Origin of the sequence: Streptomyces sp. NPDC058307 (assembly GCF_042880295.1) — a bacterium.
GTDB lineage: Bacteria > Actinomycetota > Actinomycetes > Streptomycetales > Streptomycetaceae > Streptomyces.
Map to the genome: position 1 here is coordinate 71640 of NZ_JBHVYZ010000034.1, position 22692 is coordinate 94331.

The 22692-nt window shown below is 66.6% G+C and carries 16 protein-coding genes and 1 pseudogene; 9 read left to right on the top strand and 8 right to left on the bottom strand.

The features are described 5' to 3' along the window. Positions 1–592: 592 nt before the first annotated feature. Positions 593–3451 (bottom strand): CHAT domain-containing protein, encoded by a 2859-nt coding sequence (locus tag ACFVYN_RS23880; RefSeq protein ID WP_390001644.1) that lies wholly within the window; start codon positions 3449–3451, stop codon positions 593–595. Positions 3452–3597: 146 nt separating this feature from the next. Between ACFVYN_RS23880 and ACFVYN_RS23885 the strand changes: the two genes are divergently transcribed. From ACFVYN_RS23885 to ACFVYN_RS23915, 7 genes and pseudogenes are all read left to right on the top strand, one after another. Further along, on the top strand, positions 3598–4359 hold the full coding sequence (locus tag ACFVYN_RS23885; RefSeq protein WP_390001646.1) for a DUF6338 family protein: 762 nt from the start codon (positions 3598–3600) through the stop codon (positions 4357–4359). 138 nt (positions 4360–4497) lie between these two features. Then, positions 4498–4629: a hypothetical protein gene (locus tag ACFVYN_RS23890; protein WP_390001647.1), complete on the top strand. Its 132-nt coding sequence runs from the start codon at positions 4498–4500 to the stop codon at positions 4627–4629. Beyond that, a complete protein-coding gene (locus ACFVYN_RS23895; protein ID WP_390001649.1) occupies positions 4626–4910 on the top strand; it encodes a hypothetical protein in 285 nt (94 codons plus the stop codon). Before ACFVYN_RS23890 ends, ACFVYN_RS23895 begins: the two co-directional genes overlap by 4 nt. Further along, positions 4804–5031, top strand: a pseudogene (locus ACFVYN_RS23900) (hypothetical protein); the annotation flags it as partial. The gene ACFVYN_RS23895 and the pseudogene ACFVYN_RS23900, both read left to right, overlap by 107 nt. Positions 5032–5104: 73 nt before the next feature. Then, positions 5105–5404 (top strand): hypothetical protein, encoded by a 300-nt coding sequence (locus ACFVYN_RS23905; RefSeq protein WP_390001651.1) that lies wholly within the window; start codon positions 5105–5107, stop codon positions 5402–5404. Between the two features lie 397 nt (positions 5405–5801). Further along, positions 5802–6194 carry a hypothetical protein gene (locus ACFVYN_RS23910; RefSeq protein ID WP_390001653.1) on the top strand — a complete coding sequence of 131 codons (393 nt, stop codon included), beginning with the start codon at positions 5802–5804 and terminating at the stop codon, positions 6192–6194. A gap of 5 nt (positions 6195–6199) precedes the next feature. Continuing rightward, positions 6200–6868, top strand: coding sequence for a nucleotidyl transferase AbiEii/AbiGii toxin family protein (locus ACFVYN_RS23915; RefSeq protein WP_390001655.1), 669 nt, complete (start codon positions 6200–6202; stop codon positions 6866–6868). A 213-nt stretch (positions 6869–7081) separates the two neighbouring features. Here ACFVYN_RS23915 and ACFVYN_RS23920 read toward each other — a convergent pair whose 3' ends face one another. The 7 genes from ACFVYN_RS23920 to ACFVYN_RS23950 all read right to left on the bottom strand — a co-directional run bounded on the left by ACFVYN_RS23920 (position 7082) and on the right by ACFVYN_RS23950 (position 20877). Continuing rightward, the gene (locus ACFVYN_RS23920) at positions 7082–8923 is read right to left on the bottom strand and encodes a tetratricopeptide repeat protein (RefSeq protein WP_390001671.1); all 1842 of its coding nucleotides are present in this window, start codon (positions 8921–8923) and stop codon (positions 7082–7084) included. Between the two features lie 133 nt (positions 8924–9056). Next, positions 9057–10193 (bottom strand): hypothetical protein, encoded by a 1137-nt coding sequence (locus ACFVYN_RS23925; RefSeq protein WP_390001657.1) that lies wholly within the window; start codon positions 10191–10193, stop codon positions 9057–9059. 17 nt (positions 10194–10210) lie between these two features. After that, the gene (locus ACFVYN_RS23930) at positions 10211–14677 is read right to left on the bottom strand and encodes a hypothetical protein (RefSeq protein WP_390001659.1); all 4467 of its coding nucleotides are present in this window, start codon (positions 14675–14677) and stop codon (positions 10211–10213) included. After that, positions 14670–15518 carry a hypothetical protein gene (locus ACFVYN_RS23935; RefSeq protein WP_390001660.1) on the bottom strand — a complete coding sequence of 283 codons (849 nt, stop codon included), beginning with the start codon at positions 15516–15518 and terminating at the stop codon, positions 14670–14672. Before ACFVYN_RS23935 ends, ACFVYN_RS23930 begins: the two co-directional genes overlap by 8 nt. After that, positions 15515–16990 (bottom strand): hypothetical protein, encoded by a 1476-nt coding sequence (locus ACFVYN_RS23940; RefSeq protein WP_390001673.1) that lies wholly within the window; start codon positions 16988–16990, stop codon positions 15515–15517. Before ACFVYN_RS23940 ends, ACFVYN_RS23935 begins: the two co-directional genes overlap by 4 nt. Before the next feature lie 449 nt (positions 16991–17439). After that, on the bottom strand, positions 17440–18759 hold the full coding sequence (locus tag ACFVYN_RS23945; RefSeq protein WP_390001662.1) for a class I SAM-dependent RNA methyltransferase: 1320 nt from the start codon (positions 18757–18759) through the stop codon (positions 17440–17442). Positions 18760–18828: 69 nt separating this feature from the next. After that, a complete protein-coding gene (locus tag ACFVYN_RS23950) occupies positions 18829–20877 on the bottom strand; it encodes an APC family permease (RefSeq protein WP_390001664.1) in 2049 nt (682 codons plus the stop codon). Positions 20878–21278: 401 nt separating this feature from the next. Here ACFVYN_RS23950 and ACFVYN_RS23955 point away from each other — a divergent pair, with 401 nt between their 5' ends. Then, complete coding sequence (locus tag ACFVYN_RS23955; protein ID WP_390001666.1) at positions 21279–21950, top strand: potassium channel family protein; 672 nt, start codon at positions 21279–21281, stop codon at positions 21948–21950. Next, positions 21950–22624, top strand: a complete 675-nt coding sequence (locus ACFVYN_RS23960) for a potassium channel family protein (RefSeq protein WP_389822420.1) — start codon at positions 21950–21952, stop codon at positions 22622–22624. The genes ACFVYN_RS23955 and ACFVYN_RS23960 overlap by 1 nt, the downstream gene beginning before the upstream one ends. Positions 22625–22692 lie beyond the last annotated feature (68 nt).

Here is a 22692-nt window from a genome sequence, read left to right on the forward strand (position 1 = left end):
CCCTGTCGTGTTTCGGCTTGGAAGGCAGTCGGACACCTCACCGGACGGACAGCGTGTCGGCAAGTGAGCGGTGCGCATTCGGCCACCCCGACTCCGAGAGACTCGAACCTCTATGACTATCCTTCAGCTGATTTCCCTGCTTCTTGCCCTGTCTGTCTCCGTCCACATCGGCTGTGTCTCCGCGTTCGTCGCTTGGCGGAGCGGGGTGCGGCCCGCCACGGCTTTTCTGATCGGCGGAGGTTCGTGCGGCACGGCCTGCGGGCTCTATTTGGCTGCGGTGAGTGCCTACCAATGAACACGGAGACGAGCATGCCCTCAGGACGGAGGGCATGAGGCCCGACCGCTCCGGTACACGCCTCCGCCCTGTTCAGGCAGGACAGGGCGGAGAATCGAGTCGGCGAGCGGCCGGCCGGCCTCAGAATGCATCGTTCGCGTCGCATCCCGTCCGGTGACCGTGGTGGAACAGGTCGCCGTGGGCGGTTGCGCCGACAAGCGGTTCGCCGGAGAGGCACTTCGCGAGGCACGGCGCTCTTACCAGTTGTGGCAGAGGTGCCTGGCCGGGAGCCGACGGGACCTGAGCCAGGAAGGTGACTCACACAACACCGGTGATCTTGAAAGCAGCCCAGAACAGCGGGTTCTCGGCGACCTGTTGATCCAGGTGGCTTCGCCAGTCCGGAAGCATCGAGTCGATGGCCGACTCGGCGGAGAGCAATGGCCCTCCATGGCAGGGGACTTGCCAGTGACCCGCCCGGAGGTATCGAGCGGTGTCAGCGAAAGCGGTGTGCGGGTCCACGCCGGCTCCCAGATAGGCATGGAGTACGGCGGAGAAGACGACGCCTTGCAGATCCGTGATCTCCCACAGTGTGGAGACGACCGCCTTCGCTCCGCGGGCCAGGAACGCGGACTCGAGACTGCGCAGGGTCTGCACGGTACGACCGGCCCCTTCATGCGTGCCCGTTCTGCAAGCATTCAGGATGACCAGGTCGACGCTGCTGAAGGTGCCTTCGGCGAGGATTCTGCTTGTGGTCAACGTGGCTGCTCCCAGCGAATCGCCTTGCAGCACGACTCCAGCAGCCCAACGGTTGAGATGCGTCAGGCCGTGCGATGCCACATGAACGATTCGTGCCCTGGACATCGCCTCCAGAGCACGGTCGGGGGTCGCCTCCTCTTGCGCCAGGACCTCCGCATGGTCGTAGAGGTCAGCGATCAAGTCAGCCTCACAGAGCGGCCCGCCGATCGACTCGAAGCCGGGTACGCCATCACCGCTGTGTGCCACCACCAGGACCTCAACTGCGGCCACACGACGCTGGGACCTTTTGATGGCCGTCGCGAGGCGAGCTGTGGGAGCGTAAGCCACGTGATCAAAAAGGTCGCTCAGTGTCACGGTTCGCGGGGCATGAAGCGTCGCGGCATGGAGCGGCAGCAGCTCCAGCGGAGCAGCGGGACTGAGCATCAATCGACGAAAATCATGACGCGCCATCATTTCGGCGATTATTTCTGCTATTTCACTGCATTCAGCGAGGACTTGTTCCAGAAACTGATACCACATACGTCCGGGAGCATTCTGAGGCTGCTTTGCCCATTCATTTACGACTTCAGGTAGATGCCCGAGGGAAATCTCCTCACATGAAACAAGGTCAAAGTGCGCGCGGCCTGCACGGGTCCTGCACGCGGCGAGTTGAAGCGTCCCATACCGGTTGATCAGGTGCACGAAAACCGTTTGTTCGTCCAGCAGAGGTATGTCGGCTTCGCCGATGGAACCCGTTTTCACCTTCCCTCGGCCCGCGGTTGCCCTGAGGAGTTCCAGAGTGCGCTGCCGCTCTTCGACAGCGGTCTTCAGCTCCACGTTCGCCCCATGCGCCTCTTCCCCATCGAGCAGGCGCGAGGCCAGCCATGCACGCGCACCGGCGAGGCGGCGCGCGGCGGACATGAAGTGTCGGAATTCAGCGGTGTCGGAGGCCAGGGAAAGTTCGTCCTGGATATCTTCACTCTTCGCGTTTTCACAGCTCCGGAAAGCCGTCTCGGCGGCCTGGTCGACGCCTTCGAGGGCGATCCTCTGATTTATGTTCTGTGTCTCGTCACCAACCAGTCGGCGGAGCGCCGTGATCGCGGCGTCCTTGCACCCGACGAGCAACTCTTCCGGTAGCTCTAGCCAGATGCTGCTCACAGCCCTCACTTCACCGTCGCCCACAAGCCGGACGACGCTGAGGCGGGTGTATCCGACGGTCGCGAGATGCAGAAGTTCCCAGGCATGTTCCACCCAGGTCAGGGAGTAGGTGTACGGAGCGCGCATCGGAGGGCCCGGGTCGCCGGGAGGCAGGGGAAACTGCAACCAAATCCTGATGCCGTCGCTGTAGTCCTCGGTTCCGAAGCCGTACCGCGTACCCGTCTCCATCAACGCCCGCACGGCAGCCAGATGAGAGTCCGTCTCGGCTGTGGCCAGCCAGACTGGGTGAGGACCCACCCGCGTATGAAAGAAGCGGGTCCCGCAAGTGACGATTTCTTCGACCATCCAGTCCGGTACCGAAGCGCTCAGATCGCTTGGCTTCGATTCCCACAAAAGAGCATCGTCTTCCAGCAGTGGGGCTCTATAAAAAGCCCTTCCTGCCACGAGACACTCTTCCGCATACTGATCGTCCCCCGTCTCGGATTGCATCAATGCGAGCTCGTATGCCGTCAGGTGGGACACGACCCCGCCCATCTGGGCGTCCCATGCCTCAAGATCCTCACGCAGCCCTGCGAGGAATTCCGCTGAAGGGTTCCTGATGCGATCTACCGCGTTCTCCAGATCCATGCGGCGATGCAGGCGCTTCGCGACCTCCGCGAGATCAGGCCTGTCAGTCAGCCCCGGTCTGGCTCGCAGGACGTCCTCCGTCCGGGTGATCTTGACCCAGCCGCCGGAGACAAGGGCTTGCAAGCACGCACTCGCCCTGCCGGTGGCTGATTCGTGAAGGAGGTCCGGCGGCAACGAGGCATAGGGATCTGCCGCATTACGAAGGACGGTTTCCACGGCTTGGTCCGGGAGGCACCATACGCTCGTCAGTTCCTCGCGTACCGTATCCGCGGGTTGAGTCGAGAGTCGGTGTCCCGCCCACAACTCGACGAGCAGCACATGAAATCCGGCAACGTCCCACCACCGTTGCCACGGAACGCCTTCGTTACGAACCGTGCGCAGAACAGGCATGACGAGGTCTTCAGCAACCACGTGACCGGGCACCCTGGAATCGACGAGGGAGGTCGATCGCAGATGGTCGCTGATGGCCTGCGGAGAGCTGCCCCTGATGTCCTCAACAGCGATGCGGGCCAACAGGGCGGCGAGCGCCGGCGGCTCATCTGCGACCCAGGAGGGAAACATGTCGTAACGGCTCGGGTCGGGCCCGAGCTCGCGACAGACCCGCGCCGTGAGGCCGTCGACCCAAGTGGTACGCATCCGGAACAGGTTGTCTCGCATCAGGCGCCCCCCAACTTCGCAACTATGCACAAGTGCCACGGCAGTATGTCTGTGACGCCCGCAACTTGCCGCGACACCGAGGGACTTCAGGCCACAAGGTCAGCTGCAAAGGTTCCTGCACGAGCTATCCGGAAGGACGTACGGCGATGCCGCACGCGCCAACAACAGTCGCCCAGGTAGTGATCGTTCTTCTCCTGGTACTTCCCGGCGTGACCTACCAGTTCGTCCGCGAACGCGCGCGCGGCCTGGCTCCGGTCCACAGAGACCTGGGCGAACGCGTACTCCGAGCGGTGACGGCGGGCATCGCTCTCGACACCGTCTATGTCCTGCTCGCAGGCCCTTGGTTGGTGCACCTGGTCTACGACCGTCGCAATGGCTGGCTGAGGGGTGCGGCAGAGAATCCGCGTGTCGCCGCCCTGACGGCGGCAATCCTGTTGATTGTCGTTCCAGCTGTTGCCGCATGGCTGACGTCGTGGCTGGGCTCGCGAGGCAGCGGGTCTACCTATGACCCGACCCCCACGGCATGGGACCGGGTCTTCCAACGTCGGAGCCACTGCCTGGTGCGGGCGCGGCTGAAGAGCGGCCGTTGGATCGGCGGGTACTACGGCGAAGACTCCTACACGTCGAGCTACCCGGAAGCCGCAGACCTGTATCTGCAGACCGCTTGGGCTGTGTCCCCCACCGGACTGTTCGAACGCCCGCTGGAACATTCCGGCGGGCTCTATATTCGGATGGATGATGTCGAGTATCTCGACTTCGTCGAAGTACCTCCCGTGACTGCAGACGGAGACACGACCAGTGACCGAAATTCGACCGCGGTTGGACCCCAACGGGAAGAGGGGCTACAGGCCCGTCGGCAGACGGCCGGAGCCGACCCAGGCTCCGCCCACGCCCCCTCCGACCACTGAGCCGGACACGGGTGCGTCCGACGAAGGGTGACTCGGCAGACGCCCGCTGCACGGAGTCGCCCGCCCCGCGTGCGGGGACGGGGCTAACGTGCCGATGAACCCCTGCCCCGGCAGCCAGTCCCGACTGTGAGGACCCACGTGCACATCGCGCCCCTCAGCCCCGACGACCCCTCCGAGCTGGGCGGATACGAGTTGCTCGGGCGGATCGGGCAGGGCGGCACGGGGCTTGTGTACCTGGAAAGTCTCCAAGCGGGGAACCGGCTGCGGTGAAGGTGATCAAGCCGTCCGTCGTGGACTCCGAGACCCGGCTCAGACTTGCTCAGGAGGTGGAGATCCTCAAGGCCATGTGGGGAGCCCGCATGGCCGCCCTTCTGGACGCCGACCCGGACGCGGACCCGCCGTGGCTGGCGACCGAGTACGTCGAAGGGCTGGACCTCAGCAGGCATGTGGGCAGGAACGGCCCGCTCGACTCCTTGCTCACCGCCTCGCTGGGTGCAACGCTCGCGGAGGCGCTGGCGACGGTGCACAAGCAGGGGGCTGCTCGACCGTGATCTGAAGCCCGCCAACGTGCTGCTCGGCCCCAACGGGCCCAACGTGATCGACTTCGGACTCGCGGTGTTCGCGGAGTCCAGCGTGTCACTGACCGCGGCCAACACGGTCGTCGGCACTCCCTCCTGCATGCCGCCCGAGCAGGCGAACGGCGAGAAGCCGCTGACACCCGCGGTCGACGTACGCGTTGGGTGCCGTGCTGCTGTTCGCGGCCTCGGGGCATGCTCCCTACCGGGCCGACAACATCCACCTCCTGTTCCACCAGGTCGTCGATCCCGCGACCGCGCCCGACCTCTCGGGGGCGCCGGAGGAGCTCATGCCGCTGCTGACAGCCATGCTCGCCCACCGTGCCGAGGACCGGCCGACCCTCGACGACGTCGTACGGCAGTGCCGGGCCCTGATCGAGGCGCAGGGGCTCAAGGTCGCCCAGGCACGGCGCAGGCTCACGAACCACACGGCCGCTCCGGCGCACGAACTTCTTCGAAGCAGCAGGTGAGGCATGCGGCGCGAGCCTGCGACGCACTCCACGCGATGGACGGAGGGAAACAGGTCGGGCACACCTCGACGCACCTGAGCAGTCCAAGAAACCCGCAGGTCAGGAGCCCTTCGCGGCCGGCTCGAGAATCGCCACGCACTCCACATGATGCGTCATCGGGAAGGGATCAGCCTGGACGAGTCACAGAAATGACCAGGTCAGAGCCGGTTTATCGACCCGCTGCCCTGCGTGCGGGCACCCAGAGCGTCAGAGGAGCAGCACGGCCGATGGCCCGTCCATCCGGCTCGCGGCAGACCGAACTGCCACAACAAGCACCTGGCGGGCTCCGCCTCGCTCACTCCAGACACCAGCTCGTCATCATGACCCGCGCCACGTCTTCGGCCTCCATAATGGAGTCATGCGCTCCAGCCGACAGCACCCCGCACACACCCCGAGGGACGTCTCGGGCACGGACGCCGAAGACCTCGCGCTGTACCGGGAAAAGTTCCGGCTCCGGCTGCCGGAGTCGCTGGACGAGTTGCACGGCCCGACCCAGGGGGTCGTGGAGCTGCCGCTGCACATGGCCTGGTCCGGGATGACCTCATACGACCTGGGCAAACCGCGCCAGCGTATGGGCCTGTACCGCACCATCCTGCACGAGGGCCTGGACGACGACCTGCCTCGCTACCTCAACCAGGACCTACTTCTCCATCTGTGGCCGGTGCTACGCACCCTCGTCGGCCGCACCGTGCGCACCGTATGGGAAGACGCCTTCCCCCAGCTCGCCACCCGCGCCCGGGCAGCCGCGTGACGGACATGCCGGAGCTGCATGCGCGGCTCCTGGCGGATGTGATCGCGCTCGGCTCCCCGTATCCCCTTGTTCTCACCGGCGGATACGCCGTGCGGGCGCACCGCCTCGTGGACCGCCCGAGCCAGGACCTCGATGTCGCCACCGAGAACCCGGCGCCCATGGCCGACATCGCGGGCGTGGTTCGCGCCGGCCTAGAAGCCCGGGGCTGGAAGGTGCAGTCGCTGGAGACCGCCCCATTGTCCGCCCGCTTCACAGTGTCCGACCCAGCCACCGGGCAGGAGTGCGAGGTCGACATCCTCAAGGAAGTCTTCTGGCGGCCAGTCACCCAAAGCCGGTACGGACCCGTCCTGGCGGCGGAGGATGTGATCGGGACCAAGGTCCGTGCACTTGCCGACCGGGGAGCGCCGCGCGACCTCATCGATGTGTTCGCAGCGTCCCGCCGCTGGAACACTGCCGATCTCCAAGAATTCGGCAGAAGGCACGCCCGCGGCCGCTTCGAACTCGAAGACCTGCAGGCAAACCTCGCCGGAGCCGAGTGGACTGATGACGAAGCCTTCGCTGCCTACGGTCTCAGCGAAGCCGCGATCTCCGCTCTCCGAGCGTGGGCTCTGGAATGGGCCGACGGTCTCGCAGCCCGGCTACTCAATGAATCCGACGAACCAGACACTCACTGACAGGCACCCCAAGCGCAACTCGTAGAACTCGCGACGAAGGGAACACGCCGTGAGGGCCGCCTGAAGCCATACATCGTGAACACTTCTTGGAGCTGGGAGTCCCTGGCACCCCGTACGGCCGCGCGGGGTGCCCTCCAAGCACCGCCGCGAGGAGAGGGGCCTGCGGCCATGACGCACCCGCCGGCGGCGCCCCCTGTGCTAACGGAGATTTTTTCACCAGCTCATTCCCAACGCCTGGCAAGCCTGCTCGAGCCGGTACACATCTCTGTCCTGCACTCCGAACTCCTGTCTGAGTCGATCCAACGCAACCCGGCAGCGCTCAGCACTCTGCAATGTCCCGTACGCCTCGAAGTGCACCAGTTCCAAGCCCGCAGCCGTGCGAGCCGTAGCGGGGTGGTCGTCACCGAGTACCCGCCCTTGCAAAGGAAGTGTCTCGGCGAAGAGATCGAGTGCGTCTTTCGTGTGCACCCCTGACTCGTGGTAGGCGCAGGCCAGTTCGTAGGCGGTGGAAAGGACGTCAGGATGCGCCCGCCCCAGGACGTGCTGCTGCGCTTCGAGTACAGCTTCGCCCGTCGCCACGGCGTCCCGCCAACGCCCCGCCACGCGTTCGGCAACGGCACGACGGCTCTTGGTGAGCAAAGTGTCCTGATGATCGGCGCCGAGCCGGGTGGCCTGTGCGACGAGGGTCTTGTGGGCAAGTTCCACAGCGTCCGCGACGTATCCGCGGCTTCCCAGCGGGACGATCATGGCCGAGGTGCACCTCAGCGTGTCGAGTCCCGTGGGTCCACACACCGAGATGCGGCGCTCTCGCAGCACCGACCCCAGCTTCACCGCATCGGCATAGCGGTTCGCGGACGTGTATGCACGCAGGAGGACATCACCGACGTGCAGCACAGCCGCATTATCCTGCGTAAACAGCTCCATCCCACGTCGGTACAGCACCTCAACCCGCGCCAGGATCGCCTGCCAGCGCCCCAGGTCGGACATGTGGTCGTATGCCGCGGCCATCACGGTTAGGGCCTCACGAGTGACGAGCTCTTGGGGATGGCAGGCGAGGAAAGACGGCAGCACGAGCTGCCATCGCTCCCTCGCGCGGCCCCGGTCCGGCACAGAGCCACGGGGGTCCAACGCCACCAGCAGGACATCGGCCCAGCGGGCGGCTTGGCGCTTCTCTTCCTGTGCAAGGAGCCCTCGAACGGTCGTACAGTACACCGGGCTGACGTGCAGAAGAGCGTCATCAAACGTACTCAGGCCGCACTTGCCCAGAACGGGAAACGCCTTGCACAGCTCAGCTGGATGGAGAGCGATCTCCGTACTGAGCATGTCATCGTCAGGGCGGTACAGCGGGTGCGGCCCGATGGAGCGGGCGGGCAAGGGGGTGGGGCCGAGCAAGGCTGCCGCGTCCAGCAGGTGGACCATCCATCGGTCCGTAGACGCCAGGGAGTTGCGTGCCTCTTTGATTCTGGCGATGAGAGATCCGGGGTAGCGGTCAGGGCCGGCTCCGCCGAGGACGGCCTGCGGGCGGTCACGCAGCGCATTGAGGAAACCGTCGACTGTGCAGCCGCGCATGAGCCATGCTTCCGCGTAGGCAAGTGCCAGGGGGAGGTTGCCGAGGACGGCCGCGATTCGCCCGGCATCCTCGGTACAGAGCGAGCCGATGTTCGTACGGAGATAGTCGATCGCCTCTTGTCTGTCCCAGGGGCCGACGGGCACGACCTCCGCCCACCCACCCCACTGGGACGCCGATCCGGAGGATGTGATCAATACATGTCCGGCTGTCTCACCTCCCTGAAATCGGTCATAGTCGGTCCAGCTGCGCAGACCGTCGATCACCACCAGTGCGGGCTTCTTGCCGACATCTGGTGAGCTCTCTGCCTCCGCCGCTGGGTTCTCCTGGGCCAGCTTGCCGTCCCTAGCCCTGATCCAGTGCACGGATCCGAATCGTGAGGCGTTGAGGTGCGCCCACTCAGCGGCGATGTGGCGCTTGCCGACACCGAACGGGCCGACGAGGACGGTCGTCCCCCATGGAGCCTGGGACAGGCGCCGGTCCAGCACGGCCAAGTGGTGCCGTCGTCCCCAGAAACGCGGATTGCGCGGTGGTACAACGCCCGGTCCGTGCCCCGGCCCCGGTTCAGAAATACGTGCCCGTGGGGCGGCCGTCTCATTGCTCACTCGGGCTCCCCCGCAGTCATCGCATGTCCGCCAACCAGTCGTTGGTGGAGCTCAGATGACGGAGCCCCACGCCTTCCTGCGCCCATCGCTCCCCCTTCACAAGAACGTCAATAACGGGTTCGAAGTGATGGCTGTCGCCCAGCCAATCCACCAAGGTCTCCGCCTCCTCACGCGTACGGCTGCACTCCTTGCCTGGGAGAGGAATGCCCGCGGTGACCAGGTCCCGGTAGAGCACACGTGTGGGAACCAGCTTCAGGCCCAGGCCGACGGCTGCGTCCATCGCCTTGAGTGGGATCTCCAGACCGCTGACGTCGAGGTCACCGAAGTAGCGGATCTCCCTGAACCGCTCTCTGGCGTGCCCATCGGCACCGTGGTGGGTCGAGATGCTGCGCACCGAGGCCGTAAAGGAGCGGCCGACTCCCCAGGCCACACAGCCAATGCGGTGCTGGTGCTCAAGCTCTCGCAGCCGACGTACGAGTGACGTGTACGTGGCCGAGTTCTCGACGACGAGCAGGATGTCACCGCTACTCAGCGACGTACTCTGAGCGCCCGGGCTGAACCTGGAGAAACGGGCGTTGAGAAGAGGCGGGTCGGTAGGGAAAGCCCAGATCAACTCATAGAAGTGAGCACGCTTCTCGAACAACGGACCACCGAACCCCTTGTGGTCCAGACATTTCTCGGGCTCCGGGAACTCCGCGGTGTACTCACGCTTCCCGAAGATCTCCAGGGCACGTTCCCTCAGCGGCACCTTCAGCACCGGGCCACGCAACGCGTGCAACCAGTTGCTGATGGCCCTGTAGGCCATCTCCTGTCTCGGAGTGACCTTTCGCTGTTCCTTGATCAGCGCATGGAGCGAGGGGTGATGAAGGGGCCGTCGACTCCCGCTGGATTCCGGCGCCGCGCGCACGGGAAGCAGGTGGATCCCCGGCGGCTCTCCCGCCTTCTCGCGCATAAGCTGGACACGTCCGGAGGAGGCGAGGACAGCCAGGCACCGGCGCAGTGTCTCCTCCTCCGGGTCGCTGTCAGGCCCTGCCCGATAGACGGCTCGAAGAGCTTCGAGCAGCTCCGGCACTCGGACCTGCTTCGCTTGGTAGCCGTTCCACCTTCTCGACTCGGCCCACTGGTGAAGACTCTCCAACAGGTCTTCGGACAAGCGCTCTAATCCCGACATCACCCGACCGTCGCTTCCCTGGACGGGCGCTGGAAATAGCGGACGGCTGTGATGTCGCCCCCGGCTCCGTCCCGTAGGGAGGCGATGTGACGCCCCACGGACCGGTCAGCCACCGAGAGGTACCGCCGCCGTGCTCTGAGGTCGGCGTCGTTGCGCATCCTGATGACGAGCGGGAAGACGTCCAAGGCGGCCTTGTCGTACAGGCCAGTGGTGTAGATCAACTGGACGCCGAGCGCCTTGGCCACGGCTTGCTGGAGGCGGAGCAGGTAGAGGGCCGAGGCCCGGCCGATCGGGTTGTCAAGAAAGAGCACCCCGGAGTACTGGTGGCGTACCTGTCCCCGATCGTTGGCTCGGAGCGCGGCCATCGTGCAGTACAGGACGATGGCGGCAGTGAGAATCTGGCCCCCGGAGAAGATGTCCTTGGTCTGCGCCACCCTGACCCGCTCCACGGCCAGCCCGATGTCCGGCTTGAGGACGGTCACGCGGAAGCCTTTGGGCGCGACCGCAGCCTCGACACCCTTCAAGACGAGTTGACGGGCATCCCTGCTCCCCCGGCGGGATTGCCCTTCCACCGCGGCGTCGTCGACGACCCGGCCCAACAGTTCCGCGAGCACCTCGTCGGTGACCTCAGGGAATCCGATTTGCAAGAACTGCTGACCGGACCAGCTGCCGAGTCCTTCCGGCAGCTGGGACAGTCTCCGGGCGCGCTTCAGGGTACGGAGCGCGTCCCGGACCTGCTGAACGAACTGAAGCACGATCTGCTTACGGTGCCGGCCGATTGAATCCAGGTCGATTTCCAGCGTCCGCAATCGGGGCCGTAGGTCCGCCGCCCATGTCCCGGCATGGACGGGCAGGTCATCCCGCGCCGTGCTGAGCATGACGCGGCGGCTTGGAGACTGCAGTTCCTCGAACCGGGAGTCAGCCGCATGTGCAGCGAGACGGTCGGCCAGCGTCCGCTCGGCCGTCTGCGCCTCTGCTGCGGCTCGCTGGGCCTTGTTGTGCTCGGAGAGGAACAGGTCGTGACGCTCACGAGCAGTGGCCGCGTCACCTTCATACGCCGGGACCGTACCGAGCAGTTCGGCCTGTTCCTCGGACGGCTCCCCGAAGAGATCGACCAGGATCTTGAAGGCGCGTGCCGTCTGACGAGCATCAGCCTGCTCCTGAACCAACTTCTCCAGGAGATGCCTCAGCTCGACGGCGAGCGCCGCAGCCTCATCCCGTGCCTGGTCCGCCGCCGCAACAAGCCGTTCGCCGTGTGCGGCATCACGGGGTGGCCCGAACGGCGCCAGATCGACGGGACTCGCGTCGGAGGACGCTTCGCCGATTGCATCCAGCGCGGTCCGGCATCGCACCACGACCTCGTACAGCGCGTCCAGTTGGGCGCGCGCCGAAGCCACCTGTCGCTGAGCGCGTGACCGGCCGGCGTTCAAGGCGGCGGTGTCCACCCCGTCGGAGCTCTTGAGCAGTTCCCGCGCCATGACGCGGTCGCGCTCGTCGAAGCGGGCCAGCGCTTTCCCGGCAGCCTCTTCTTCCCGTTCGGCTTGGTCCAGGTCAGCCTTGAGACTCGCGCCCACTGCCACTCGGTCGTACTCATCGGCGGCCGCACGGTAAAGGCGGCGCAGCACTTCTAGCGGCTGTTCCGGCATAGTGTGCTGCTCGGTCGCATCGCATTCGGATTCCCGGACGGGCAGAGTGGCCAGTTCCTCCTCGGTACGGGCTACCGTGCCCCGCAACACGTCGACCGTGCGCCGGGCGTCGGCCGCGGCCTGTCGGGCAGTCTCGGCCCTGACGCGGGCATCGGCTGCGATTTGCCGGTGCTCGCGGGCCGCACTACGCATGTGCAGCGCTTCACCTTGCCAGTCCGCGATGCGTGCCGCCGAACGGACGAGCGCCCGAAGCGCTTCGACACGGCGGTCCAGACGCAACTGGGCTTCCCCCAGGTCGGAAAGCTCTTCGCGTGCCGCCCGCAACCGCTCGGCCGTTACCTCCCTGAGGTCCTTCGCGGTTGCTGCCGTAGCGCGGGCTGTAAGGACCTTCTCCTCTGCGGTCACCATCGCGTCGTGCAGCGCGGCGATGCGCCCCGGTGGGTATGTCTCCCGCCACTGCGCGAGTCGGGCCGCAAAGAGCCCATGGGTGCGTAGCGTCTCGTCCAGCTCCATCAGTTGCCGGTGGTGCTCGTCCCGCCGGACTGTCAGCTCGAGACGTTCCGACTCACCGGCGCGCTCGTCGTACAGCGCAGGATGGGACGGTACGGCAAAGGAAGATTCCGCGGCCGGACCGCCCTCCCCATGGAGTGCGGTCGTCGTTCCCAGGGCGAGGAAGCCGGTCACCGTGGCGCCCTCGGATCCGATGATCTCAGCGGCGAGCTCAAGCTGGTCGGCATCATTGCAGAGCACACCCGTTACCAACTGGGGATGAAGCTCGACTAGTTCCGCGCGGCGCTCCACGTCAGGGATTGAAGCGAGGTACTCCCACCCCGTGCAGGCGGGGACCTGGCGCTCGTGCAACAGATCACAGATCCGCACCGCCTCCAGAGACGAAGGCAGCAGGTCGTTCGTCTCCAATGAGGTGAGTGCGCGCTCGTCGGCCGCCATGGCGATGCGGACGTCGATCCGAGCGGTCTCGGCATCCCGCTGCGTCCGGGCCACCCGGTCCGCGAGCCCTGCGGCCTCGATGTCGAGTTCGCCCGCCTCACCGCTGTAGAGACCGGCGTGCTGTAGATCTTCGGCGAGCCGTCGCATGGTCTCGTCCGCGGCCTTGTGCTCGCGGCGCGCGATGTCGTGGGCGTGATCGGCTCCGGCCAGCTCACTGCGAGTTGTCTCGTACTCCTCTTCTGCCTGCTGGTACACGCGTTCCAAGCGCTCTACCGCTCGCTCGCCTTCGACTACTCGCTCACGGTGAGCGGTGGCTTCGGACTGGGCCTGGGCAGCGGCATCCGTTACCTCCAGCCCGTCGGGTACCAGCCCCTCCCGCACCGCGGCCGCGATCTCCTCCCGCACCTCGGTGACACGGCCATCCAGGAACCCTGCCTTCGCCTCCCGCTCCGCTGCCGCCGCAACAGCCGAGTCGTGCTCCGTCTGCGCGCTGTAAGCTCCCCCGTCGAACAGGGTGGCGCGCTCACCGAGTTCGTCCGCCTCATCTGTCAGGTTGCTCACCATGCTGCGCAGCGCTTGCGACAGGACACGCGCGGCCTCGTTGCGAAGGTCGAGCACGGGGCGGGCCGCTGCCTCCGTCTCGGTGATACGCCTCCGTAGCCGCTGGGCCACGGCGACGGCTTCCAGGTCCCGGAGCACAGCGGGGAGGGCCTGCCAACCCTTCTCGATCGCTATGGCCTTCTCCCACTCCTGCTCGGCCGCCCTATGGTTCTGCTCTGCCTCCTCCAGCTTCAACTGGGCCAGCAGCCTCGATAGTTCGGCGGCGACAGTGACGGCGTGTTGGCATCTGTCCTGCGCCCTGCGGACCTCATCCCTCAGCTGTACGACCCCTTGGTCCCGGTCCGCGAGCGCCTGCTTCTCCTGCGTGGCACGCGCCCTGATCTGTTGGATGAAGCGGTCCAAGGCGAGCCGTGTACCCCTCTGTATCGCATCGGCAGCGGTTCGCTTCGCGCGTGCCTCGCTCAGGGGCGCCAATACCGCCAGGGCTTCCTCGACGAACGTCTTCTCCAGCTCCATGACACCGCGGTCCGCCAGTTTGTCGGCGTACGTGCCCAGGACCTCGGCGAGGTCCCGAGCCGGCTGGAGCGGCAAAACGGCACTGAGCAGGAAATTGACGAACGCCTGGTCGCTGCCGAGTGAGAAGGCGTCGGCCGCCTCACCCTCGTCGTTGTTCATTGCCCGCTGGTAACGGAAAAGCTCAGGGTCGAGGCCCAAGGCCATGAGCCGATCCGTCCACTCTCCGTGGAGCTGGAAATTGCGGTAGCCGAGTGCGGGTTCTTCGATGTCGGCGAGCCTGAGCCGCTCGCAGTACTCGGCGAGGCCGAGGTAGTTGCCATTCTCCTCGACCGGAAGAGTCTCTAGGTCGAGCGTGTGTCCCGGGCGGAAGTGGTACCAGCGTTCGACCAGATCAGACTCGTCGGATGTCCGACGGTCCTTCCACTGGCTCACCTTTCCGGTTACCAGCCGTTTGCCGCTGGCTGCGTGGGTCCATTCCAACACGACGTGCGCCACATCTCCGCGTCGTACGAAGCCTTCCAATGTCTGGGGGTTGCGGGTGCCCACGGCGTTTCGGCGCCCAGGGAGCACGACGGAGAATATGAGCTTGATCAGCACCGACTTGCCTCCGCCGTTCTCCAGGAACAGCACACTCGCCGGTGAGGGACGGCGCGGTGACTCTTCGGCGTCGAAAATTTCGCCCTGCCGACTATTGGCCACTGGGGCGCCGACCCCGCTGAAATCGAGCAGGACGTTCTCGTATCGAGCGGCCTGCGGTCCCACCCCTCGCAGCAGGACGCGGGACAGCTCATACATGGAACAGTCCCTCGTCCGCCGCACCTGGTGTCGTTGTGTCAATGCTCCGATCCGCAGAGTCCTGCGGGGCTGTCCGCAAGGTGCCATGTGAGGAGATCGGTACGACTCCGAGAGCAAGCAGTTCCTCGAACGCGCTGGTCGCCGCCAGTTCACGGACCTGGAGTTGGTAACGCTGGGTCGTCCGGTACCAGCCGTCCTGTTCCGCACCCGCGACCATCAGGAATCCCTGCTCGGTGAGGAAGTTGAGGGCTCTGGTGATCATGCCCTTAGTCGAGTTCATCGCCAGCCTGCCGTCCTTGGTCAGTGCCGCTTCCGGCCGACGGGCGTACGCAGTCCACACCTTCTCCAGTTCAGGTGAGTCGGTGGGGGTGTCCCCTCCAACCTCCGCGGCAGCAGCCTTCTCACGCAGCCGGTCGCACGTGTCGCGTACGGCCGTGTCCACGGCTTCGGCACTGACACGCCCTGTGTAACCGTCGTTGGCCAGATCGTCGGGACGCGGAAAGGCCAGGGCAGCAACCGCGAGATGAATGATGCCGTGCAGCAGTCTCTCGCCCTCGCCACGCTGTCTGGCGACCCGCACGTAGTCCTCGATCTTCGTCTCAAAGACCGAGTAAGGCAGCGCTGCCAAGGCCACACCGATGTCCTCGGTGGCACCGAGAACCTTGAGTCCGAGGCCCCGAGCCGTACGTTCCACCAGGCCCTGGAAGTCGCTCTCGCTTCGGTACCTGACCACCAGGTCCCGGTAGGCGCGGTCTTTGGCAGGCCGCTGCCGCGGACGCATGCCGAAGGCGATGAGCTTCGCGGCGTCCTCGGCGTCATCCATCGTGATAGCCGACGTCACTCGTCAAACTCCTCGTCTCGCGAACAGTCGTCGTCCCACTCGCCCTCCGGCGCCTTCAAGTGCACCCGTGAGATGAGAAGTTCATCGCCACCCACCGAAGGACTGTCGAGTTCGCCGACCGCCGGGACCGCGATCAGTACACTGCTGTCACTGCGGAGCATGGCTTCACTGAGAGCCGGACTGAACGCGTGTACGGCATCGTGCAACACAAGCCGCTCGACCATTGGTCCGTAACTACGCGCCTCGCTCAGCAGGGCGCTCAAGGGCCGGGTCTCGTCCACAGCCAGGTCGATGAGCTTTCCCGCGATGCGCTGGTCCGCTTCGCTGAATCGCGGGGCGTCCCCGTCTCGTCTCACATCGGGTACGGGCACGACTCCGGCGTACACACTGTCATCCGAACGCACCGTCAGCAGTCGACCCACGAGTGTGCTCAGGGAGGTCACCGCTGGCGCTGCGGGCGCCACCCCGGACCGGAAGAAGTCGGTCACCGGAGCCACGGCGAGGCCGACAGACAAGCCGAGAAGCGGCACCAGTAGCTGGTTGAAGACATCGACCGCCGCGCGTTGGGGAGGCCCGGAGAATTGCTGGCGGTCCTGCTCCTCCCGGAACAGCGCTCCTGCGCCCTGCAATCTGGTCTGCAGCTGCATGTGCCGATGAATGCAGTCCCGAACAATGTCAACGAGTCCAGCTGCTTGCTGCTTCTTCCGCGCGTCACGCGCCCCATCACGGTGTTCAGTGATGTTGGTCAGGATGGCGCTCTCGTGCCGGTACCGTGCCTCGATGTGCTCCAGCGCCTCCTCCAGCAGGGTGGGAACCTGCTGCTCCCAGTCGACTGTTCGCACGTCCCGCCGGGTCGCGTCCAGGTATTGCCGCAGGTACTCCCCGTACTGAACAGTCCGGTATCTTGCCTGCTCCGCAGCGAGTTTCGCGTCTTCCAATCGACCGCGGGTGATGAGGTATTCGAGCTTGTGCTCGGCGGCTACCTGCGCTGACTCCACATCCGTGTCAAGCGCACCCACCAGAACGTTGATGGCTTCGTCTGTGACCCGTAAGTACACCTGCCCGTCGGAGGTGGAGTGCTCCACGAGCAGCTTGAAGTCAAAGTCGTAGCGGCTGTAGGCACCTTCCCCATCCACCCGTCCGTACGTCCAGGTGAACCCTCGGTCGAGAGTACCGATGTTGATGAGTTTATGGAGCACCCACTCGGCTACGGCGCGATGCTCGTGCTCCCGCTGCTCCGGTGCCTGGACAGCAGCAAAGTGACTGACCTGTTCGATGACCTTGGCGTGCTCCGCCCCTCTGTCGAAGTCCATGGCCATCGCGACCTGGTCGATGGTGTGCAGGGCGAGTTCCACCATGTGGTACGGGCGGGCGTCGACGCGCCCGAGGCTGCCCTTGTTGTCCTCCAGAGCCTGCAGTGGCGCAGTGCAGGCCAGTGCTTTAACCCGGCGGACGAGCCCGTCATCCGGCATGTTCACGGATGACTCCGCCGATTCACCACGCACAGCAAGCACTGTAACTATGCGCCAACCCGCTCGGGCGAGAAACGCGTGGTTTCAGTCTCCCTCCAGGCGACGACTACTTCCTCTACTGAGCCCGGTGCGAGGCCGCGCCCGCTATTCGCCGCACCACCGGCCCCGGCAGGGTTCTGCCCGAGGCTCCCGCGACGACCGTCTTCGAGCGAAGGGTCATACCCTCACAATGGGGATCCCAGCTACCTGACATTCACTCAGGAAGGGCGTCATATGAGCGTCGGAATCTCCCAAGGCCACGGTGACGCTGCCACCGGCTGGAGCGCCACTTCACCATAAAGGTGCAGGTCATGCCACCTCTGGCAAGCACACGGCCCGCTCGACCTGTTGGATAGCGGGAAACAGGTCGAGTGACATGCCCGGACTGCAAATCCCCAGGTCAACGCCAGTTACTTCACCGGCTCAAGGATCGCCACGCACTCCACATGATGCGTCATCGGAAACAGATCGAACACCCGAAGCATCCGCACCCGGTACCCCCCGTCCCTGAAGTACCCCAGGTCCCGCGCCAGCGCGGCCGGGTCGCAGGCGACGTACGCGATGCGCCGCGCGCCCAGGGACGACAGGTGTTCGACGGTCTTACGGCCGGCCCCCGCCCGCGGCGGGTCGAGGACGATCAGGTCGACCTCCGTGATGCCGGTGCGCGGCAGCACCGACTCGACCTTGCCCTGTTCGATGCGGACCCGGTCGAAGGCGGCGAGGTTGTGGCGGGCGTCCTCGACCGCGCGCTTGCCGGACTCGATGCCGAGGACCGCGCCCTTGTCGCCGAGGCGGTCGGCCAGCGCCCCCGCGAACAGGCCCACTCCGCAGTACAGGTCGAGCGCCATCTCGCCCTTGCGCGGCAGCAGGCCCTGCATGACGGCCTTCACCAGGGTGTCGGCCGCCTGCGGGTGGACCTGCCAGAAGCCGCCGCTGCCCACCCGGTGGGTGCGGCCGTCGGCCCGCTCGCGCACGAAGGCGCGGCCGTGGACGCGGTGGATGCCGCCGTCGTGCTCCTCGACGCGCATCACCGACACGGGCTTGTCCAGCTCGACGAGCGGCAGCCGGGCGCCCGGGCGGGGCTCCAGGATGACCATGCGGTCCTGGGAGCCGGTCGCCGCGATCGCCTCCACGGACGCCATCCCGGACCAGTCGCGCTCCTCGATGCCCAGCTCGCTGACGCCCGGCGCCGCGATCATGCAGTGCTCGATCGGCTCGACCTCGTGCGAACGGTGGCGGCGCAGACCGGCGTTGCCGTCGGCGTCCACCGCGTACTGCACGCGGGTGCGCCAGGCGGGCACCTCGCCGGCCGGCAGCTTGTCGCCCTCGGCCGGCATGACCGTGCCGTCCCAGCCGGCCTCCTCGGGGGTGAGTCCGGCGAGCCGCTTCAGCTGCTCGGCGACGACCTCCCCCTTGAGGCGCCGCTGCGCACCCGGCTTCGCGTGCTGCCAGTCGCAGCCGCCGCAGCGGCCGGGACCGGCGTAGGGGCAGGGCGCCTCGATGCGGTCCTTGGACGGCTCCAGCACGGAGACCGCGTCCGCGCGCAGGAAACGCGCCCCCTCCTCGCCCTCCGTGACCCGGGCCACGATCCGCTCACCGGGCAGCGTGTGCCTCACGAACAGCACCTGGCCGTCGTCCGTGCGGGCGATGCAGTGCCCGCCGTGGGCGACGGGGCCGACCTCGACCTCGAACTCCTGCCCCACCAGCGATTTCTTCGGTTCTGCCTGCATGGCGGGGTGACTCCACAACGTCAAGGGAAGCGGTGGGCCGACAACCCACCAGGACAACAGCCGACCAGTCTACTTCGGCGCCGGCGTCTCCTTCGCCCGCTGCTCGGCCGGACCGCGCCGCACCGCGCCGGGCGCGTTCCACTCCTGCCGCCTGCGAGCGCGCTTCTTCGCCGCCTCCGAGGACTGCAACTGGTACGGCACCGACGTCACCATGACCCCCGGCGTGAAGAGCAGTCGGCCCTTGAGCCGGAGCGCGCTCTGGTTGTGCAGCAGATGCTCGTACCAGTGGCCGACGACGTACTCGGGGATGATCACGGACACCGCGTCGCGCGGCGACTCCTTCCTGAGCCCCTTGACGTAGTCGATGATCGGCCGCGTGATCTCGCGGTACGGCGAGTCCAGCACCTTCAGCGGTACGTCGATCCCGCGCCGCTCCCATTCGGCGCGCAGTGCCTTGGTCTCGGCCGGGTCCACGTTGACGCTCAGGGCCTCCAAGGAGTCCGAGCGCATCAGCTTGGCGTAGGCGAGGGCACGCAGCGCCGGACGGTGGATCTTGGAGATCAGGACGACGGAGTGGACGCGGGAGGGCCGCAGGCTGTCGTCGCTCGGGCCCTCGGGTGCCGCGATCTCCTCGGACACCCGGTCGTAGTGCTTCCGGATCGCCGTCATCGTCGCGTAGAAGATGCACATGCCGAGCAGGGCCACCCAGGCGCCGTGGGTGAACTTGGTGACCAGGACGACGACCAGGACGAGCCCGGTGAAGAAGGCACCGAAGGCGTTGATCGCGCGGGAGCGGATCATGTGGGTGCGCTTCGCGGCGTCCTTCTCGGCGGCAAGGTGGCGGTTCCAGTGCCGGACCATGCCGGTCTGGCTGAGCGTGAAGGACACGAACACGCCGACGATGTAGAGCTGGATCAGCCGGGTCGAGTCGGCGCCGTAGATCCACACCAGGAGTCCGGCCGCGCCGGCCAGCAGCACGATGCCGTTGGAGAAGGCGAGGCGGTCGCCGCGGGTGTGCAGCTGGCGCGGGAGGTAGCGGTCCTGGGCGAGGATCGAGCCGAGCAGCGGGAAGCCGTTGTAGGCGGTGTTCGCGGCGAGGAACAGCACCAGCGCGGTGGCCGCGGCCAGCACGACGAACAGGAAGCTGCCCTTGCCGAAGACGGCCTCGGCGACCTGGGAGATCACCGGATTCTGGACGTAGTCGGAGCCGAGGGCGACACCGTTGTGGATCAGGTCGACGGCCGGGTTCTCGGCCATGCGGACCTTGGTGACCATGGCCAGCACGATGATCCCGCAGAACATGGTGACGGCGAGCAGGCCCATCATCGCGAGCGTGGTCGCCGCGTTCTTCGACTTGGGCTTGCGGAAGGCCGGCACGCCGTTGGAGATGGCCTCGACGCCGGTGAGCGCGGCGCAGCCGGAGGAGAAGGCGCGCAGCAACAGGAAGACAAGGGCGAATCCCGCCAGGCCCTGGTGCTCGGCCCTGATGTGGTAGTCCGCCGTCGGTGCCCGCATGGTGTCGCCCAGCACCAGACCGCGGAACGCACCCCACGCGATCATGATGAAGACGCCCGTGACGAAGACGTACGTCGGAATCGCGAACAGCGAGCCGGACTCCTTCATGCCGCGCAGGTTCATCAGCGTGAGCAGGAGGATCACGGCGATCGCGCACAGCACCTTGTTCTGGACGACGAAGGGCACCGCCGAGCCGAGGTTCTCGATGCCGGAGGCGATGGAGACGGCGACCGTGAGGACGTAGTCGACGAGCAGGGCGCTCGCGACCGTGAGGCCTGCCTTGGGTCCGAGGTTGGTGTTGGCCACCTCGTAGTCGCCGCCGCCGCTCGGGTACGCGTGCACGTTCTGCCGGTAGGAGGCGACCACCGTGAACATCAGCACGACGACCGCCACGGCGATCCACGGGCTGAAGTGGTACGCCGACACGCCCGCGATGGACAGGACCAGCAGCACCTCGCCGGGCGCGTACGCCACGGAGGACAGCGGGTCGGAGGCGAACACCGGAAGGGCGATGCGCTTCGGCAGGAGCGTTTCCCCGAGCCGGTCACTGCGCAGTGCGCGCCCGATGAGGATCCGTTTGGGCACGTCGGTCAGTTTGGACACAACAGAGAAGCGTAAGCGTTCGAACGAGAGAACAACCACCCGGCACCCCGCATCTGCTCTCCGGGTGAAATCCGGACCCGCTCCGGCTACGGATTGCGCAGGTGAGCGAGGCGGCGTGCCTATATGACAAGACCCCGTCCCTACTCCTGACGGCCCCGTCCCCCCTGCTCCCGGAGGTTCCATGCACACGACCGCAGAGCTCATCGGCGCCGCGGCCGCCCTCGTCGGGCTCGGGATCCTGACGCTCGCGAGCGTCCGCAGCATCAGCCGCCGCTGACCTACCCGAAGTCGGGGCAACCGTGCACAGGGGTGCCGTCGTCCTACCGCCCGTGTGTAGCTTGGGCGTCGGTCTGAGACCCTGATGTGGCTGAGCAGTACTTATTGACACCGGAAGGACGGTCGTGCACATCGTCATCATGGGCTGCGGGAGAGTGGGTTCCGCTCTCGCCCAGACCCTGGAGCAACAGGGGCACACGGTCGCCGTGATCGACCAGGACCCCACCGCCTTCCGACGACTGGGCTCCGGTTTCGGCGGTCGTCGTGTCACCGGAGTCGGCTTCGACCAGGACACCCTGCGCGAGGCGGGCATCGAGGAGGCCGGCGCCTTCGCCGCCGTCTCCAGCGGCGACAACTCCAACATCATCGCCGCGCGCGTGGCCCGCGAGATGTTCGGCATCGAGAACGTCGCGGCCCGCATCTACGACCCCCGGCGCGCCGAGGTCTACCAGCGCCTGGGCATCCCGACGGTGGCCACGGTCCGCTGGACGGCGGACCAGATGCTGCGCCGGCTGCTGCCCTCGGGCGCGGAGCCGTTGTGGCGTGATCCCACCGGCGGGGTCCAGCTGGCCGAGGTGCACGCCTCGACCGCCTGGGTCGGCCACAAGATCAGCAGGTTGCAGGAGGAGACGGGCGTCCGGGTGGCGTTCCTGACCCGCCTCGGCGAGGCGATGCTGCCCACCTCGCAGACGGTGCTGCAGGAGGGCGACCTCGTCCACGTGATGATGCGTACTGACGACATCGAGAAGGTCGAGGCGTCCTTCGCCGAGGGCCCCGAAGAGGAAGGCGGTCACTGATGAGGGTCGCCATTGCCGGTGCCGGTGCGGTCGGCCGCTCGATCGCGGGCGAACTGCTGGAGAACGGCCACGAGGTCCTTCTCATCGACAAGGCGCCGACCGCCATCTCGGTCGAGCGCGTCCCGCAGGCGGAGTGGCTGCTCGCCGACGCCTGCGAGATCACCTCCCTGGACGAGGCCGCGCTCCAGCGCTGCAACGTCGCGATCGCCGCGACGGGCGACGACAAGGTCAACCTGGTCGTCTCCCTGCTGGCGAAGACGGAGTACGGCGTCCCGCGGGTCGTCGCCCGGGTGAACAACCCGAAGAACGAGTGGCTGTTCAACGAGTCGTGGGGCGTGGACGTCGCCGTCTCCACCCCGCGTCTGATGTCCGCCCTGGTCGAGGAGGCGGTGAGCGTCGGCGACCTGGTCCGCCTGCTGCGCTTCAGCCACGGCGACGCGAACCTGGTCGAGCTGACCCTGCCCGAGGAGTCGGCCCTGGCCGGCACCACGGTCGGCGACGTGGAGTGGCCCGAGGACACCTCCCTGGTGACCATCATCCGCGGCACCCGCGTCCTCACCCCCTCGCGGGAGGACTCGCTGGAGGCCGGCGACGAACTCCTGTTCGTGGCCGCCCAGGCCCGCGAGGAACAACTGGAGGACCTGCTGTCGGTCCGCCGCGAGGAAGCCTCTTAGGCGGTCACAGGCGGCCCCAGGCGTCCTGGGCGGTACGACGGCGGAGGGCGCCCTGCACACGCAGGGCG

Coding starts and splice junctions, on each gene's coding strand:
- ACFVYN_RS23880 (WP_390001644.1), bottom strand. CDS start 3,451: ATGCGAGACAACCTGTTCCGGATGCGTACCACTTGGGTCGACGGCCTC.
- ACFVYN_RS23885 (WP_390001646.1), top strand. CDS start 3,598: ATGCCGCACGCGCCAACAACAGTCGCCCAGGTAGTGATCGTTCTTCTC.
- ACFVYN_RS23910 (WP_390001653.1), top strand. CDS start 5,802: ATGCGCTCCAGCCGACAGCACCCCGCACACACCCCGAGGGACGTCTCG.
- ACFVYN_RS23915 (WP_390001655.1), top strand. CDS start 6,200: ATGCCGGAGCTGCATGCGCGGCTCCTGGCGGATGTGATCGCGCTCGGC.
- ACFVYN_RS23930 (WP_390001659.1), bottom strand. CDS start 14,677: ATGTATGAGCTGTCCCGCGTCCTGCTGCGAGGGGTGGGACCGCAGGCC.
- ACFVYN_RS23940 (WP_390001673.1), bottom strand. CDS start 16,990: ATGCCGGATGACGGGCTCGTCCGCCGGGTTAAAGCACTGGCCTGCACT.
- ACFVYN_RS23945 (WP_390001662.1), bottom strand. CDS start 18,759: ATGCAGGCAGAACCGAAGAAATCGCTGGTGGGGCAGGAGTTCGAGGTC.
- ACFVYN_RS23960 (WP_389822420.1), top strand. CDS start 21,950: ATGAGGGTCGCCATTGCCGGTGCCGGTGCGGTCGGCCGCTCGATCGCG.